Source organism: Vulgatibacter sp. (assembly GCF_041687135.1).
Lineage (GTDB): Bacteria > Myxococcota > Myxococcia > Myxococcales > Vulgatibacteraceae > JAWLCN01.
On the sequence record NZ_JAWLCN010000006.1, the window covers coordinates 186956 to 202310 of the forward strand.

Consider the following 15355-nt stretch of genomic DNA (forward strand, 5'->3'; position numbering starts at 1 on the left):
CCACGGGCGCGCGGGGCCCTACCGTGGCACAGCGGCAGGGGGCCTTCAAGGGCGCGAGAACGTGGAAGAATCCGCCGCGCCTGCTCGTTTGGCCGGGACGCTGCCGGGCAGGGCGGCGCGTCGCACGGGCGAAATGGCGTCCGTTGGCGTAGAACTCCTCGCAAAGACGGGTGCCAACCCCCGGCAGCGGGGCGCATCTTCGAGTGCAGGGGCTTTCGCAAGAGCCCACCGAGTGGACGAATGGCCGAGCAGCTCTCCAGAAACCACGCGCACGGGCCCGAGGACGATCACGGCCACGACCATGGCCACGGGCACAAGGGCCACCACCACTTCCCCGACGCCCGCGAGGCGGCGCGGATGCGGCCCGAGGAGCGGGCGAAGGAGAAGCGCTCGCTCCTCCTCACCCTGGCGATCACCTCGAGCATCATGGTCCTGGAGGCGGTCGGCGGCTTCCTCTCCGGCTCTCTCGCCCTCAAGGCCGACGCCGGCCACATGCTCACCGACTCCTCGTCGCTGCTGCTCGCGGTGCTCGCCTTCTCCTTCGCCGCGCGGCCGGCGGATCTGCGGCGCACCTACGGCTTCTACCGGCTGGAGATCCTCGCGGCGCTGGCCAACGGCGTGCTCCTCCTCTTCCTCTCCGGCTGGATCGTCTGGGAGGCGGTCGAGCGCTTTACCGAGCCGCGGGCGGTCGACGCGAGGACCATGGCGGTGATCGCCGTGATCGGCCTCGCCGCCAACGCGGTGGGGCTCGTGCTCCTCCACCGCAAGGGTGGGTCGCTCAACCTGCGGGGCGCCTACCTGCACGTGCTCGGCGACACGCTGTCGTCGGTGGGCGTAATCGTGGCGGCAGTGGTGATCCTCCTCACCGGCTGGACGATGATCGATCCGCTGCTCTCGATCGCCATCGCCGGCGTGATCGTCTGGAGCGCGGTGTCGCTGGTGCGGGAGGCGGTCGACGTGCTCCTCGAAGCGGTGCCCGCCCACCTCGATCTCGCCGAGGTGCTCCACGAGATGGAGCACACGGCGGGCGTGGCCCGGGTCCACGACCTGCACATCTGGACGATCTCCAGCGGCATGCATGCGCTCTCCGCCCACGTGGTGGTGGAGAGCTGCGACATGGGGCGCAACGACGAGATCCTGCGGGGGCTGCGCACGATGCTCGCCGAGCGCTTCCACCTCGATCACGTCACGCTGCAGATCGAGACGCCGGACCATTGCGCCGGCATCGAGTTGCACTGATCGCGAACGCCCGGCCGCCTCACGAGCCGTGCCGGGCGTTTCCGCGGAAGCGGAGGAGCGTTCAGCCCTTGTAGTCGGTCAGGTGCTTGCGGGCGCCGCCGCGGGACGGGTCGCGGTTCGACTGGCACTCGACGCAGAGCTCCACGTACGGCATCGCCATGAGGCGCTTCTCGGCGATCTCGTCCTCGCACATGCGGCAGAGGCCGAAGTCGTCCGGATCCTTCTCCAGCCGCACCAGGGCGCGGTCGATCTTCTCCAGATCCGCGGCGCGGGTCCGGTTCCGGTTGGAGGCGATCACCTGCAACATCTCGGTGAGCGGCGCCTCGTCCTCGTCGACCTTCTCGGAGACGTCGCGCTTCACCGGCTCGATGTTCATGTCACCGGCGGAGAGGAGTTCTGCACGCAGTTCGAGAAGACGTGCCTTGAAGCGCGCAAGCTGCTTGGCGTTCATCTTGGGTCTGGCGCTCCGATGGGGCTCAACTAGCCCGGGTGGATGACGAGATGCCGGCTCGGCTCGGAGCCGATGCTTTCGGCGTCGAGGTGATAGCGGACGACCATGCGGTGCTGCAACTTCCGCACGGCGGGGCGCCTCGGCGCAAGGGGCACCGCGACCCCTTCGCTCATCACCCGCTTGATGGCGTGCTCCACCTCCTGCACCGCCTCGCGGACCTCCTCCTCGTCGACGCCCTCTGGCGGCACGAAGAGGCTCTGCAGCAGCCTTCGCATCTGCGAGGTGGAGTTGCGCTTGACTGTCTGTACCTGGATCCCCTTCTCGGCGGCGCGGCGGATCCGCCCGTCGTTGGAGCGGGCCTTCAGAGCGAGGATGAGGTCGGCGTTCTCCGGCCGCTCCACCAGCTTGGAGTCGAGGCGCAGGTCGCGCAGGACCCGGGCGACGAGATCGGGGCTCAAGGCGTAGGCGTGGATCCGGATCGGCCCCTTGTGGCCGGTGGGCACCGGCCCGCGGCCGGGCTGGGCCAGCGGCTCCTCGGCGGCCTCCTCGACCTCCACCTCCTCCACCTCGACCTCGCCGTCCTCGGTGACCCGACGGCGCTCGCCGCCCACGTCGACGCCGGCGAGGATCCGGTCCACCGCGGCGGCGGTCTCCCGGTGGACCACCACCTCGTCGCGGCTCACCATCTCCACCACGATGTCGAAGGTGGGCGGCGCCTTGCGCTCGTTGACCGTCTTGGGCGTGCCGCGGCGCCGCGCCTCCTCGTCGCTCAAGGTGACCGTGTGCACCCCGCCGACGAGATCGGAGAGGGTGGGGTTCATCACCAGGTTCTCGAGCGTGTTGCCGTGGGCGGTGCCCACCAGCTGCACGCCGCGCTCGGCGATGGTTCGGGCCGCAGCCGCCTCCTGCTCGGTGCCGATCTCGTCGACGATGATCGCCTCGGGCATGTGGTTCTCCACCGCCTCGATCATCACGGCGTGCTGGCTCTCGCTCTCCGGCACCTGCATGCGCCGCGCGCCGCCGATGCCGGGGTGGGGGATGTCGCCGTCGCCGCCGATCTCGTTGGAGGTGTCGACGATCATCACCCGCTTGCCGCCCTCGTCCGCGAGCACCCGGGCCAGCTCCCGCAGCTTGGTGGTCTTGCCCACGCCGGGCCGCCCGAGGAGCAGGATGTTGAGGCCGCTCTCCACCAGGTCGCGCAGGGCGTCGATGGTGCCGAAGATCGCCCGGCCCACCCGCAGGGTGAGGCCGACCACCTCGCCCTGGCGGTTGCGGATGGCGGAGATGCGGTGGAGGGTCCGCTCGATGCCGGCGCGGTTGTCGTCGGAGAAGGCGCCGAGCTGCGAGACGACGTGGTCGAGCTCCTCGCGGCGGATCGGATCGCGGCCGAGCGGGACCACGCTCGCGGGAAAGCGGGCCTGGGCGACCCGGCCCAGATCCATCACCACCTCGACCAACTCCTCCGCGGGCTGCCTGCGGAGCGCGCGGCGCAGCCGCTCGGGCAGGACCGCGAGCAGGAGCGCGAGATCGTCGGGTGGGTTCACGGGGGGTGCCATCCTCTCTTGATATGTCGCGCGCTGCGCCGCTGGAAGCGCCGATCTGCACAGGCCGGCCGGGGGCTTGCCGACTCCTCGACGGAGCAGCATCTCCCGCTCGATCGTCATCGGAGACGAGGAGGGGGGCGCGATGCGGGGAACCGTGGCCTTTTCGTTGGCGTTTGCACTGGCGCTGGCCTCCGCCTGTGGAGGCGGCGTGGACGAACGGGGGCCGGAGTGCGAGCTCTTCCCGGACTCCTGCTCGGCAGGTTCGCAGTGTTACCCGGGGGACCCGGAGCTCGAGCTGACCGTCTGCCTCGCCGAGGGGCAGCGGGCGCTGGGCGAGGCCTGCGACGCGGAGTCGGACGACTTCGCCAGCTATTGTGGACGGGAGCTGCTCTGCGTCGCCTATGGCACCGCCGGCACCGAGAAGCTGTGCAGCCCGCTCTGCGCCACGGACGCCGAGTGCGCCGCTGCAGGGCTGGAGACCGCCTGCGAGCCCGGTGACCAGACCGGCCTGAAGTTCTGCTCCCTGCGCTGAAACGGGCGCCGCAGCATCCTTGACGCGGCACGCCGGGGCGGTTAGTTGGCCCCGTTCCACGGAGGGTGCTTGCGGATCATCGGCGGCGAAGCGAAGGGAAGGCGCCTCAAGGCGCCGCAGGGGGCCGGGACCAGGCCCACCGCCGACCGGGTGCGCGAGACGATCTTCAACATCCTCGGCCAGCGCCTCGCCGGCGAGCGGGTCCTCGATCTCTACGCCGGCTCCGGCGCCCTGGGCCTCGAGGCGCTCTCCCGCGGCGCCGCCGCAGCGGTGCTGGTGGAGCGGGACCGCGAGGCGGCGAAGATCTGCACCGAGAACGCCGCCACCCTGGGCTACGGGGGCCGCGCCGAAGTGGTCCGGGCGGAGGTGCCCGCGGCCCTCGGGCGGATCGCCGGCCCCTTCGATCTCGTCTTCGTCGATCCCCCCTACGCACTGGGCCCCGGGGAAGCGCTCCAGCTCCTCGCCGCGCGCGGGCTCGTGGCCCCCGGCGGTCTCGTCGTCGCCGAGCACGGCAAGCGGGAGGAGACCGCCTCGGCCTACGGGGATCTGGTGCGGAAGGATCTTCGTCGGTTCGGCGATACCGCGGTATCGTTCTTCGAACGCATCCAGGAGCCTGCATGAAGCGCGTGGCCCTCTACCCCGGGTCTTTCGACCCGATGACCCACGGTCATCTCTCGATCATCCACCGGGGCCTCAAGACCTTCGACGGGCTGGTGGTGGCGATCGCCAACAACTCCAAGAAGACACCCCTCTTCTCGGTGGAGGAGCGCAAGGAGATGATCCTCACCGCGATCGGCCACGATCCGCGGGTGGAGGTCGATTCCTTCCAGGGGCTGATGGTCGACTACGCCAAACGCCGCGGGATCAGCATCGTGCTGCGCGGGCTGCGGGCGGTGAGCGACTTCGAATACGAGTTCCAGCTCGCCAACATGAACCGGAAGCTCGATCCGACGGTCGACACGGTTTTCATGATGACCGGCGAGGACTACTTCTACATCTCCTCGCAGCTCGTGCGGGAAGTCGCCTCGCTGGGCGGCAACCTGGAGGGCCTGGTGCCCGAGCCGGTGGCAGAGGCGCTGCGGGGCAAGTTCGTAAAGACCTCGAAGGAGCAGCCGTGAAGATCAGCCGTCGTGCCGCAGCGATCCAGCCCTCCCCGACGCTGGCGATCACCGCGAAGGCCAAGGCGATGGTCGCCCAGGGGATCGACGTGGTCTCCTTCGGCGCGGGGGAGCCCGACTTCGACACGCCCGAGCACGTCAAGGACGCGGCGGTGGCGGCGATCGGGGCGGGATTCACCAAATACACCGCGACCCCGGGCATCCCGGAGCTGCGCCGCGCGATCGCCGCCAAACACGAGCGCGAGAACGGGCTGAAATACGAGGAGTCGGAGATCATCGCCACCGTGGGCGCGAAGCACGCGCTCTACAACGCCTTCCAGGCGCTGGTGGACGAGGGCGACGAGGTGATCGTCGTCGCGCCCTACTGGGTCAGTTACCCGGACATGGTGAAGCTCGCCGGCGGACAGCCGGTGATCGTGGAGACGCGGGTGGAGGACGGCTTCGTACCGTCGCCCGACGCGATCCGCGCGGCGCTCACCGATCGCACGGTGGCGGTGGTGCTCAACAGCCCGTCCAATCCCACCGGCGCGGTGTGGAGCCGGGAGGCGCTGGCGGGGATCGCCCGGGTGCTCGAGGGGCACTCGTGCACGATCATCACCGACGACATCTACGAGCACCTCATCTACACCGGCGAGAAGTTCATCAACATCCTCAACGTGGCGCCGCAGCTCCGCGACCGGACGCTGGTGGTGAACGGCCTCTCGAAGAGCTTCTCGATGACGGGCTGGCGGATCGGCTGGGCCGCCGGGCCGAAGCCGCTCATCGCCGCGATGCAGAAGATCCAGGACCAGTCGACCTCGAACCTCACCTCCTTCGTGCAGAAGGCCGCCATCGCCGCGCTCACCGGCGGCAACGCGTGCGTGGAGCGGATGCGGGTGAAGTTCGACGAGCGCAGGCAGTACGTGCAGAAGCGCTTCGCCGCCATGCCGGGGGTGGAGTGCGCGCCGATCGGCGGCGCCTTCTACGCCTTCGCCGACGTGCGGGCGCTCTGCCCGAAGCACTACAAGGGCCAGGCGGTGGGCAGCGACACGCGCCTCGCGGAGATCCTCCTCGAGGACTTCCTGGTGGCGGTGGTGCCTGGGGCGCCCTTCGGCGCGCCGGGCTTCATGCGGCTCTCTTTCGCCACGTCGATGGAGCAGCTGGAGAAGGGGCTCGATCGGATCGAGTCGTTCGTGCAGGCGCTCAGCTGATCAGCTGCGCGAGCGAGCGAGCGGTCGTCGCCTGCGGCCGGCAGGTGGTGGCCGCTCGTCTGTTGCAGGGCGCAAGGGTTCTGGCGTAGGAGCAGCGCCTCCGGGGCGACCCGGGGACATCTGCCAACCAGGATCGACACCATGCGCGCACTCCACCTGGCCGCGGCCTTCGCCGCCGTTCTCGCCGTTGCCCCCGCCGCTCGCGCGGACTTCAACGCCACCAGCCTCACCGCCCTCTACGGCGCGGGCTTCGACGACGTGGCGAGCGGGATGGCGACCCCCTCCGAGCGGCTCTTCACGCTCACCCTCGAGAACAGCGTCTCGTGGAAGTACGGCGACAGCTTCGCCTTCCTCGACATGGCGTCGGGCCGCTTCGCCCAGGGGGAGGGGACGGACTACAGCATCTACGCCGAGTGGCAGCCGCGCCTGTCGTTCGGGAAGATCTTCGGCACCGAGATCGCCGCCGGCCCGGTGAGCGATCTGCTCCTCGCCGCCGAGGTGAACCGCGGCGCAGGCTTCTCCGCGCTGCTCGGCGGCCTTGGCACCAACCTGGTCGTGCCCGGCTTCCGCTACTGGACCCTCAACGCCTACGTGCGCAAGGACAACTTCAACGACGCCACCTACCAGGTGACCAGCGCGTGGAGCGTGCCCTTCCGGCTCGGTGTCGGCCTCGCCTTCGAGGGCTTCGTCGACGTCTACGGCACCGACGCCGCCTCGGTGAACATTCTCACGCAGCCCCAGTTGCTCGTCGACGTGGGCGAGCTGGTCGGCGCCCGCGGCGGGCAGTTCCAGGTCGGCTCCGAGGTGTGGATCCACCACGCGATGGACTTCGCCGGAGAGCGCTACACCACCGTGGCGCCGCAGGTGATCGCCAAATTTAGCTTCTGAGGCGGCGTGAAGGAACGCGAAAACGGCGGGCCCTCCAGGGGGACCCGCCGTTTTCCTTTCGGCCGGGCTGGGCCCCGGCCTACTCCTGCTGCCAGCAGGGCAGGGCAGCAGGGCACTCGGACTCGATGCAGGCGATCAACGCCGGCTCGGTCTGGGCGCCGCAGGGCTCGCCGATGCAATCGTAGTAGGCGTCCTTCTCCTCGGCGCAGGGGCCGACCGGATTGCCGGTGGCGCCGCTGTCGATGCAGGCCGCGTTCACGTCGGTGGGGCACTCGCCTCCGCCACCACCGCCGCTGCCGCCGTTGTTCAGGCCGCCCTCGGAATCGCCGTCGCCGCTCCCGCCACACGCCACCGCACCCAGGGCCACCACCGCCACCAGCATCGCCAGCCGCTTCGACATGTCGCATTCCCCCACGCGGCCATCGCCGCCGATCCGGCGCCGGGCGGGGCCCGGCAGGTCGCGCGGATGGAACACGAGGAGGAGGACGCACCGACAGTGCGGATTTCTGCACTCCCATACCCGTGGGGCAGCCTGGCGCCGGGGCCCCCGGCCACCTGGGGCCGGCTCCCGGACAAAGGGGGATCCCCCAGGAAGATCAGGGTCCTGGCCGCCGTTCGAGGCCCAAGCGTGCACCCCCGCTCCACCAGGCGTCGGGAATGCTTTCAGCATACCTGTGCACCCTCGAACGTTTCTGGTAAAAGCCGCGCGCGCGCCAGCCGGAGGAGCACCCACATGCCCCGCAGAACCGACCTCAAGACCATCTTCGTCGTTGGCTCGGGACCGATCGTCATCGGCCAGGCCTGCGAGTTCGACTACTCGGGTACGCAGGCCTGCAAGGCCCTGCGCGAAGAGGGCTACCGGGTCGTCCTCCTCAACTCCAATCCGGCGACGATCATGACCGACCCGGAGACGGCGGACGCCACCTACGTCGAGCCGCTCACGGTCGAGGTCGCCACCAAGATTCTCGAGAAGGAGCGGCCGGACGCGCTCCTCCCGACGCTCGGCGGCCAGACCGCGCTCAACCTCGCCAAGGCGCTCGCCGAGCGGGGCATCCTCGAGGCGCACGGCTGCCAGCTCATCGGCGCCTCCCTCGAGGCGATCGACAAGGCCGAGGACCGCGAGCTCTTCGGTGCGGCGATGGCGCGCATCGGCCTCGAGACCCCGAAGAACGGCGTGGCCCACTCCCTCGAAGAGGCCCGCGAGATCGCCGAGCGCACTGGCTTCCCCGCCATCCTCCGCCCCTCCTTCACCATGGGCGGCACCGGCGGCTCCATCGCCTACAACAAGGTGGAGTTCGAGGAGAAGGTGAAGTGGGCGCTCGACGCCTCGCCCACCCGCAGCGTGCTCATCGACGAGTCGGTGCTCGGCTGGAAGGAGTACGAACTCGAGGTGATGCGCGATCGCAACGACAACGTCGTGATCGTCTGCTCCATCGAGAACTTCGACCCGATGGGTGTGCACACCGGCGACTCGATCACCGTCGCCCCCGCGCAGACCTTGACCGACAAGGAGTACCAGCGGCTCCGGGACGCCTCGGTGAAGATCATCCGCGAGATCGGCGTGGACACCGGCGGCTGCAACATCCAGTTCGGCGTGAACCCGGTGGACGGCCGCGTGGTGGTCATCGAGATGAACCCGCGCGTCTCCCGCTCGAGCGCGCTCGCCTCGAAGGCGACGGGCTTCCCCATCGCCAAGATCGCCGCGCGGCTGGCGGTGGGCTACACCCTCGACGAGATCGCCAACGACATCACCCGCGAGACCAAGGCCGCCTTCGAGCCCTCGATCGACTACGTGGTGACCAAGGTCCCGCGCTTCGCCTTCGAGAAGTTCCCCCAGGCAGACAGCCGCCTCACCACCCAGATGAAGTCGGTGGGCGAGGCGATGGCCATCGGCCGCACCTTCCGCGAGTCGTTCCAGAAGGCGCTGCGCTCGCTCGAGACCGGCTCCCACGGCTTCGAGTCGCCGCTCGGCAAGAAGCCCGGCGCCACCTGGAGCGAGGACGAGCTCGAGCAGGTCCGCGACGGGATCCGCAAGCCCACCAACCAGCGGCTCTACTGGGTGGCCGAGGGCTTCCGCGCCGGCCTCATCGTCGACGAGGTCTTCGAGATCTCCGCGATCGATCCCTGGTTCCTCCGGGAGCTCGCCGCCATCGTCGAGGAGGAGGGCTTCGTCGCAGCCGAGGGGCTAGGCGACGCCGACCGCCTCCGCGAGCTCAAGGGGATGGGCTTCTCCGACCGCCGCCTCGCCCAGCTCACCGGCACGACCGAGGCGCAGATCCGCTCGCGCCGCTACGAGCTCGGCGTGCACCCGGTCTACAAGCGGGTCGACACCTGCGCCGCGGAGTTCGAGGCCCATACGCCCTACCTCTACTCGTCCTACGAGCAGGAGTGCGAGGCGCGGCCCACCGACAAGCAGAAGGTGCTGATCCTCGGCGGCGGTCCCAACCGCATCGGCCAGGGGATCGAGTTCGACTACTGCTGCGTGCACGCCTGCTTCGCGCTCAAGGAGGCCGGGTTCGAGACCATCATGGTCAACTGCAACCCGGAGACGGTCTCCACCGACTACGAGACCGCCGATCGCCTCTACTTCGAGCCCCTCACCTTCGAGGACGTGCTCGAGATCGCCCGGGTCGAGAAGCCGATCGGCGCCATCGTGCAGTTCGGCGGGCAGACGCCGCTCAAGCTCTCGGTGGCCCTCGAGCAGGCCGGGGTGAAGATCCTCGGCACCGTGCCCGACGCCATCGACCGCGCCGAGGACCGCGAGCGCTTCGCCGAGGTGGTGAACAAGCTGGGCCTCAAGCAGCCCGCCAACGGCATCGGCCGCTCCGCCGAGGAGGCGATCCGCGTCGCCAACGAGATCGGCTACCCGGTGATGGTCCGCCCGTCCTACGTGCTCGGCGGCCGCGCGATGGAGATCTGCCACGACGAGGCGCAGCTCAAGAGCTACCTCGAGCACGCGGTGCAGGCCTCCGAGGAGAAGCCGGTGCTGGTGGACCGCTACCTCCGCGACGCCCTCGAGGTCGACATCGACGTGGTCCGCGACGGCGACCGCGTGGTGGTCGGCGGCGTGATGGAGCACATCGAGGAGGCCGGCGTGCACTCCGGCGACTCGGCCTGCGTGCTCCCGCCGTACTCGCTCTCCGCCGACATCGTGCGGAAGATCGAGGAGCAGGCGATGGCGATGGCCGAAGAGCTCGGCGTCGTCGGCCTGATGAACACCCAGTTCGCGGTGCAGGGCGACGAGGTCTACGTCCTCGAGGTGAACCCCCGCGCCTCGCGCACCGTGCCCTTCGTGGCCAAGGCCACCGGCACGCCGCTGGCCAAGCTCGCGGCGCTGGCGCAGGTGGGGATCAAGCTCCCCGCCGATCTGCCGGACCGCCCGGTGATGAAGCACTCGGCGGTGAAGGAGTCGGTCTTCCCCTTCATCAAATTCCAGGGCGTCGATCCGGTGCTCGGGCCCGAGATGAAGTCGACCGGCGAGGTGATGGGCATCGACACCGACTTCGCCCGCGCCTTCTGGAAGAGCCAGGTCGGCGCCGGCAACGCGCTGCCCACCTCCGGCCGCTGCTTCGTCTCCGTGCGCAACGAGGACAAGGGCGCCGCTGCGGAGCTGGCCCGCAGGCTCGCGGCGCTGGGCTTCGATCTCATCGCCACCCGCGGCACCGCGACCTACCTCGCGGAACAGGGGATCGAGACGGCGATGGTGCTCAAGATCGCCGAGGGGCGGCCGCACGTCATCGACAAGATCCTCGACGGCGACATCCACTTCGTGATCAACACCACGGCGGGCAAGAAGGAGCTGGCGGACAGCTACCCGATCCGCCGCGAGACGCTGAACCGGGGCATCCCCTACTACACGACCATCGCCGGCGCCCGCGCCGCGGTCTCGGCCCTCGAGGTCCTGCAGAAGGCGGAGCTCGGCGTGCGCTCGCTGCAGGAGTTCCACCCGGCGTACCGCCGCTAGAGCCCGGCCCGCTGGAACGACGACGGCGCTCCCGCCTCGACAGGCGGTGAGCGCCGTTCGTGTTTGCGGCGGAGGCTACTTGCTCTTGCGGCAGGTGTACTCGGCGATGCGGGTGAGCGAGCCGCCCTGTTCCAGCTCGATCACCAGCTGGCCCTGGCTCTGGCCGGAGCGGGTGAAGGTGCGGCGGGCATCCATGTCGGTGCCGTCGGCCATGTCGGTGTCGCCGGTCCAGACCATCTTCTCGCCTTCCCAGCCCTTCGACGTGAGCTCGCTGTAGGCACCGGTGTTGTCCACGCCGTGCCACACGTACTCCTTCTCATCGGCGTCCCAGCCCATCACCGATTCCTCGGCGAGGGACCACTGCCCCTTCGCGCCGACGCCCTGGTAGCTGACGCCGATCCAGTGGCCGCCGAGCATCGACTGGATCTTCGAGTTGGACTTCGCGTCGCCCACCGGGCCCAGGACCGGGGCGAGGTTCTTGCCGGTGCAGCTCCAATTGCCCTCGTACCAGGCGAGCTGCTTCAGCTCCGGCGCCGGCGTGGTGGCGCCCGCCTTGCGGGCCTGGCCGTTCTTCTGCGGCGCCTGCTGGCCCTGCTGCTTGGGCGGCGGCGCCTTGCTGCGGCCCTGGCTCTGGCCCTGTGCGAGTACGGGCCCTGCGAGAACGAGACATCCGAGCACAGCCGCCATGCGAAAGACGTGCATCGTCGAACCTCCATTGGGTGGTGAGAGGTCCGAGTAGGCACGGCCTCGCAGGGGCGCCACGCCCCGGCCAGGGGGGGGCAGCCGTGCGGTGTCTTCCCGCCGCCCTCCTTTTCGGCTACGTGCCCTTTCAAGAGCCATATTCAGGGAGAGCCATGCCTGTCGCTCTAACTCGTACGCTTCCGCTCGCCACCGTCGCGTTCCTGTTCGGCGCGGCGGGGGTGGGGTGTGTCGAGTCGACGGCGTTGCCCGCTGCTGGACGGGACGGCTCCACTGGCGAGACGCCGATCGCCACGGGCGGGGCGGGTGGCATCGCGGCCGGTGGAGCAGGCGGAACGGGAGCCAACGCTGCGACCGGCGGAGAAGGAGGAGCGGGCGCCGGCGGTACGGGTGGCAGCGGAGGCAGCCTGGGGGAAGAGAACGCGGGACCGGTGCCGATTCGAGCTGACCAAGCGTGGATCGCTGCCGACGAGGGTTGGAGCCCCGCGCCGGCGGAGGACGGTTGGGGGTACGACTGCACGCTGGCAGTCGCCGCTCCTGCCACGGCGGAGCTCTTCCCCGCCATTGAATGGAGCTCCTGCGGCACGGGGTGCGAGACCGCCGACGTCTGGCAGGGCTTCGGTCGCTTCGCTGCCCGGCCAACGCTTGGCTCCACCGTAGTCGGCGGAGAGGAGCGCATGCACCTCTCCTTCGGTCACTCGATGATCGAGACGGGCGAGACGGGGCTCGTCCTCGGACGGATCGTCGATCTGGGAGACGGCGTGACCCGGACCGCCTGGCGCCTGGAGGTACCGGCGGACGGTAGGGAGACGACCTGCCTCTTCTTCGGCGGCTTCAACAGCGCCCTGCAATTGGTCACCTCGCGAAAAAGGCCCTCTTCCTCGACCTTCTACCGCCTCCAGGGATACTGGGATACGGATGCGGCGCGGTGGATTTGGCAGCTCCCCTGGACTCCGACCAGCGCCTACGACCGCGCGTGCGACCGCTTTCACATCGATACGGGCGGCGGTCATCGCTTCTACGATTGCGGCCAGGCCATTCTCGCCTCGGTGGAACCAGGGTCGAGCGAGATTACGGAGATCACCCGGCTCGCGTCCGGCTCCTTCGTGGGGATCGGCAGCGCGGGGGCGGGCCTCGCGATCTGGGCGGAGAACCGAGCTGCCGCCCCATTCGCCAGCCTCCGGGCGTGGGCGCCCGACGGCGCCGGCGTACGCAGCATCGGACCATCGCTTCCCGGCCAGGTCTGCGGACTCGCCGTAGGGGCGGACGCAGCCGCGGGCATCTATTTCGAGCCGGGGCCCGTGGCGGCCTGCGACGCCAGAGCTGGCGCGCATTTCTTCGCAGCCGCCCGCGCGGACGATGGCTTGGAGGCGGGACCCTCTCTAGGGGACGAAAAAGTCCTCATCCGCGATATGGCGACCTCGGGCATCTTCGTGGCCGCCACGATTGCCCACGACCGGGATTTCCTGCCAGCAGGGCGGTACCGCCACCGCATCTGGCTGACCCGCGCAGGCGATTGGCCCCTCACCGAGGTGAACGGCACCAGTGACGAGGTGCAGATCCTGGACATGGGCCTGACCGGCGAGCATCTCTACGTGGTGGAGACGCCCGCTGGTGCCGGACATGGCAAGGTCAGCTCGCTGCGGCGCTACCGCCTCGATTCGCTGCTGCCGCAGCAGGGCGAGACCGAGACGAAGTGAACGAAGGACCGGCAGCCAGGCGCTGCCCGTCCTTCAGCGCTGGTTGCCTTCGTCCCTGGGGCCGCGGCGGTCCTGCTCGAAGGGCAGGTCGCCGCGGTGATCGTGGGGCTCCGGCGGCAGGTGCGGGGGCTGGAAGTTCGGACCCGCCTCCGCCGCCGGGGGCAGCCGGAGGAAGTCCTCGCGCCAGATCCGCAGGAAGGCGCCCACCGCCGCGGCGATGAGCGGGCCGATGAGCGCGCCCACGGGGCCGAAGGCGGCGAGGCCGCCGAAGATGGTGACGAAGACCACCGCCGGCGGGAGCTGCAGGGAGTCCTTCGTGAAGAAGGGTTTCACGATGTTGTCCACCGAGCCGAGGACCAGCATCCCGTAGGCGAGCAGGAAGATCCCTGCCCACGGCCTGCCGGCGAGGATCAGCCAGACGCCGGCGGGACCCCAGACGAGGCCGCTGCCGAGGACCGGCACCAGCGAGAAGACGAAGGAGAAGAAGGCCATCACCGCAGCGAGGAGCATCGGGTAGGGCAGGTGGATGAACCAGAAGGCGCCGAAGCCGAGCACGCCCTGGATCGCCGCGGTGAGGAGGCTGGCGAGGATGATGGTCCGGATGCCGGCGCCCATGGTCCGGAGGAGATCGTCGGTGTAGCGCGGCTCCATCGGGATCGATTCGGCGAGGCGCCGGATGATGAAGGGGCCCGCGGCGAAGAACCAGACGAGGGCGACGACGAGCACGAAGCCGTCGGTGACGAGGAGCACCGCCACGGTGGGGAGCTTGGCGACGAAGGCCCCGAGCCACGCTGCCGTGGCGCCGAGGGCGTCGCGCAGCTGCTCGCCGAGGCCCATCTCGATCACCCGCTCATAGGTGCGCCGGAGCGGCACGGGGGCCTCGGCGGTGAACCAATGGGCGAGGCCGCCCTCGCCGACGGTGCGGGCGAGCTCGCTCACCACCGGCACCGCCTCCACCACCACCCGGATCGTGATCAGGGTGAGCGGCGCGAGGAGGAGCACCACCGTGAAGAAGGTGCAGATCCACGCTGCCAGGGTGCGGCGGCCGCCGAGGAGCCGGGCGAGGCGATCCTGCACCGGCATCAGCACCACCGCGCCGGTGATGGCGATGGCGATGGTGACGAGGAAGGGCCGGAGCACCCAGACGAAGAGCGCCAGCGTCAGGAGGAAGCCGGTGAGGAAGACGGTCTGGGACCAGCGGGCGCGTTTCTCCTCGTTCATCGGAGCGAAGATGCGCACGCCCGGCCGGTTGCAAGAGATCTTCGCCTTAAAGTGCGGATTGGACCCCACAGGACGGACTTTCGCCTGGACCGGGGAACGTTGACACTGCCGATTCCGTTGTGCGAACGTGGCTACTCGTTGCGGCCGATCCGGGCACCCCCCGGAGCCGGCCGCTTGCTTTTCAGGGACTCGACGTGCCGGCCCGGAGGGAGAACGGGCCAGGCCCATAGGCAGGAAGAGAGACGATGTCCGACAAGATCCCGATGACCGCCTCCGGCAAGGCCAAGCTGACCGACGAGCTCAAGAAGCTCAAGACGGTGGAGCGCCCTCGCATCGTGCGCGAGATCGAGGAAGCGCGGGCCCACGGCGACCTGTCCGAGAACGCCGAGTACAAATTCGCCAAGGAGAAGCAGAGCCACATCGAGGGCCGGATCCAGCAGGTCGAGGATTGGCTCGCCCGTGCGGACGTCATCGACGTCTCCAAGCTCTCCGGCGACCGGGTCCTCTTCGGCGCGACCGTGAGCCTCGAGGACACCGAGGGCGAGAAGACGGTGCGCTACCGGATCGTGGGGGAGTTCGAGGCCGATCTGAAGAAGGGCCTCATCTCCGTGACCAGCCCCATCGCCCGATCGCTGATCGGCAAGGAGGTCGGCGACACGGTGGTGGTGCAGGCCCCGGGCGGGCCCCGTGAATACGAGATCCTCGAGGTGGACTTCGTCGAGGACGAGGAGCCGGCGCTGGCAGAGGGCGCCTGACCGCATCGCCGCGCAGGCGGTGCTTTTCCACGGGGCGTCGTGCCGGCTTTCCTT

14 protein-coding genes are annotated in these 15355 nt (G+C 69.6%); 9 read left to right on the forward strand and 5 right to left on the reverse strand.

The window, feature by feature from the left end:
• The first annotated feature begins 240 nt into the window (after positions 1-240).
• Positions 241-1239, forward strand: coding sequence for a cation diffusion facilitator family transporter (locus ACESMR_RS15690; protein WP_373048042.1), 999 nt, complete (start codon positions 241-243; stop codon positions 1237-1239).
• Between the two features lie 61 nt (positions 1240-1300).
• Here the strand turns inward: ACESMR_RS15690 and ACESMR_RS15695 are convergent, their stop codons facing one another.
• Positions 1301-1690, reverse strand: a complete 390-nt coding sequence (locus tag ACESMR_RS15695; protein WP_373048043.1) for a TraR/DksA family transcriptional regulator — start codon at positions 1688-1690, stop codon at positions 1301-1303.
• Between the two features lie 29 nt (positions 1691-1719).
• Positions 1720-3234 (reverse strand): R3H domain-containing nucleic acid-binding protein, encoded by a 1515-nt coding sequence (locus tag ACESMR_RS15700; RefSeq protein WP_373048044.1) that lies wholly within the window; start codon positions 3232-3234, stop codon positions 1720-1722.
• Positions 3235-3376: 142 nt separating this feature from the next.
• Between ACESMR_RS15700 and ACESMR_RS15705 the strand changes: the two genes are divergently transcribed.
• From ACESMR_RS15705 to ACESMR_RS15725, 5 genes are all read left to right on the forward strand, one after another.
• Positions 3377-3766, forward strand: a complete 390-nt coding sequence (locus ACESMR_RS15705) for a hypothetical protein (protein WP_373048045.1) — start codon at positions 3377-3379, stop codon at positions 3764-3766.
• Between the two features lie 69 nt (positions 3767-3835).
• The gene (gene rsmD / locus ACESMR_RS15710) at positions 3836-4387 is read left to right on the forward strand and encodes a 16S rRNA (guanine(966)-N(2))-methyltransferase RsmD (protein WP_373048046.1); all 552 of its coding nucleotides are present in this window, start codon (positions 3836-3838) and stop codon (positions 4385-4387) included.
• Entirely contained in the window at positions 4384-4884 is a 501-nt protein-coding gene (gene coaD, locus ACESMR_RS15715; protein ID WP_373048047.1) for a pantetheine-phosphate adenylyltransferase, read from the forward strand. Before rsmD ends, coaD begins: the two co-directional genes overlap by 4 nt.
• Positions 4881-6074: a pyridoxal phosphate-dependent aminotransferase gene (locus ACESMR_RS15720; protein ID WP_373048048.1), complete on the forward strand. Its 1194-nt coding sequence runs from the start codon at positions 4881-4883 to the stop codon at positions 6072-6074. Before coaD ends, ACESMR_RS15720 begins: the two co-directional genes overlap by 4 nt.
• Positions 6075-6215: 141 nt before the next feature.
• Positions 6216-6962, forward strand: a complete 747-nt coding sequence (locus ACESMR_RS15725; protein ID WP_373048049.1) for a hypothetical protein — start codon at positions 6216-6218, stop codon at positions 6960-6962.
• Positions 6963-7041: 79 nt separating this feature from the next.
• On the opposite strand, the gene ACESMR_RS15730 is transcribed toward ACESMR_RS15725, so the two are convergent.
• Complete coding sequence (locus ACESMR_RS15730; RefSeq protein ID WP_373048050.1) at positions 7042-7362, reverse strand: hypothetical protein; 321 nt, start codon at positions 7360-7362, stop codon at positions 7042-7044.
• A 333-nt stretch (positions 7363-7695) separates the two neighbouring features.
• On the opposite strand from ACESMR_RS15730, the gene carB reads away from it, so the two are divergent.
• Positions 7696-10926 (forward strand): carbamoyl-phosphate synthase large subunit, encoded by a 3231-nt coding sequence (gene carB, locus ACESMR_RS15735; RefSeq protein WP_373048051.1) that lies wholly within the window; start codon positions 7696-7698, stop codon positions 10924-10926.
• Between the two features lie 75 nt (positions 10927-11001).
• On the opposite strand, the gene ACESMR_RS15740 is transcribed toward carB, so the two are convergent.
• On the reverse strand, positions 11002-11628 hold the full coding sequence (locus ACESMR_RS15740; RefSeq protein WP_373048052.1) for a hypothetical protein: 627 nt from the start codon (positions 11626-11628) through the stop codon (positions 11002-11004).
• Positions 11629-12302: 674 nt separating this feature from the next.
• Here ACESMR_RS15740 and ACESMR_RS15745 point away from each other — a divergent pair.
• Complete coding sequence (locus ACESMR_RS15745; RefSeq protein ID WP_373048053.1) at positions 12303-13325, forward strand: hypothetical protein; 1023 nt, start codon at positions 12303-12305, stop codon at positions 13323-13325.
• A gap of 33 nt (positions 13326-13358) precedes the next feature.
• Here ACESMR_RS15745 and ACESMR_RS15750 read toward each other — a convergent pair whose 3' ends face one another.
• On the reverse strand, positions 13359-14546 hold the full coding sequence (locus ACESMR_RS15750; protein ID WP_373048054.1) for an AI-2E family transporter: 1188 nt from the start codon (positions 14544-14546) through the stop codon (positions 13359-13361).
• Positions 14547-14791: 245 nt separating this feature from the next.
• Between ACESMR_RS15750 and greA the strand changes: the two genes are divergently transcribed.
• Positions 14792-15301, forward strand: a complete 510-nt coding sequence (gene greA / locus ACESMR_RS15755; protein WP_373048055.1) for a transcription elongation factor GreA — start codon at positions 14792-14794, stop codon at positions 15299-15301.
• The last annotated feature ends 54 nt before the right edge of the window (positions 15302-15355 follow it).

What these genes read in the sequence shown, in the direction of transcription:
- ACESMR_RS15690 (WP_373048042.1), top strand. Translation starts at nt 241, where the DNA reads ATGGCCGAGCAGCTCTCCAGAAACCACGCGCACGGGCCCGAGGACGAT.
- ACESMR_RS15750 (WP_373048054.1), bottom strand. Translation starts at nt 14,546, where the DNA reads ATGAACGAGGAGAAACGCGCCCGCTGGTCCCAGACCGTCTTCCTCACC.
- greA (WP_373048055.1), top strand. Translation starts at nt 14,792, where the DNA reads ATGTCCGACAAGATCCCGATGACCGCCTCCGGCAAGGCCAAGCTGACC.
- ACESMR_RS15730 (WP_373048050.1), bottom strand. Translation starts at nt 7,362, where the DNA reads ATGTCGAAGCGGCTGGCGATGCTGGTGGCGGTGGTGGCCCTGGGTGCG.
- ACESMR_RS15705 (WP_373048045.1), top strand. Translation starts at nt 3,377, where the DNA reads ATGCGGGGAACCGTGGCCTTTTCGTTGGCGTTTGCACTGGCGCTGGCC.
- ACESMR_RS15695 (WP_373048043.1), bottom strand. Translation starts at nt 1,690, where the DNA reads ATGAACGCCAAGCAGCTTGCGCGCTTCAAGGCACGTCTTCTCGAACTG.
- ACESMR_RS15725 (WP_373048049.1), top strand. Translation starts at nt 6,216, where the DNA reads ATGCGCGCACTCCACCTGGCCGCGGCCTTCGCCGCCGTTCTCGCCGTT.
- carB (WP_373048051.1), top strand. Translation starts at nt 7,696, where the DNA reads ATGCCCCGCAGAACCGACCTCAAGACCATCTTCGTCGTTGGCTCGGGA.
- ACESMR_RS15745 (WP_373048053.1), top strand. Translation starts at nt 12,303, where the DNA reads ATGCACCTCTCCTTCGGTCACTCGATGATCGAGACGGGCGAGACGGGG.
- coaD (WP_373048047.1), top strand. Translation starts at nt 4,384, where the DNA reads ATGAAGCGCGTGGCCCTCTACCCCGGGTCTTTCGACCCGATGACCCAC.
- ACESMR_RS15740 (WP_373048052.1), bottom strand. Translation starts at nt 11,628, where the DNA reads ATGCACGTCTTTCGCATGGCGGCTGTGCTCGGATGTCTCGTTCTCGCA.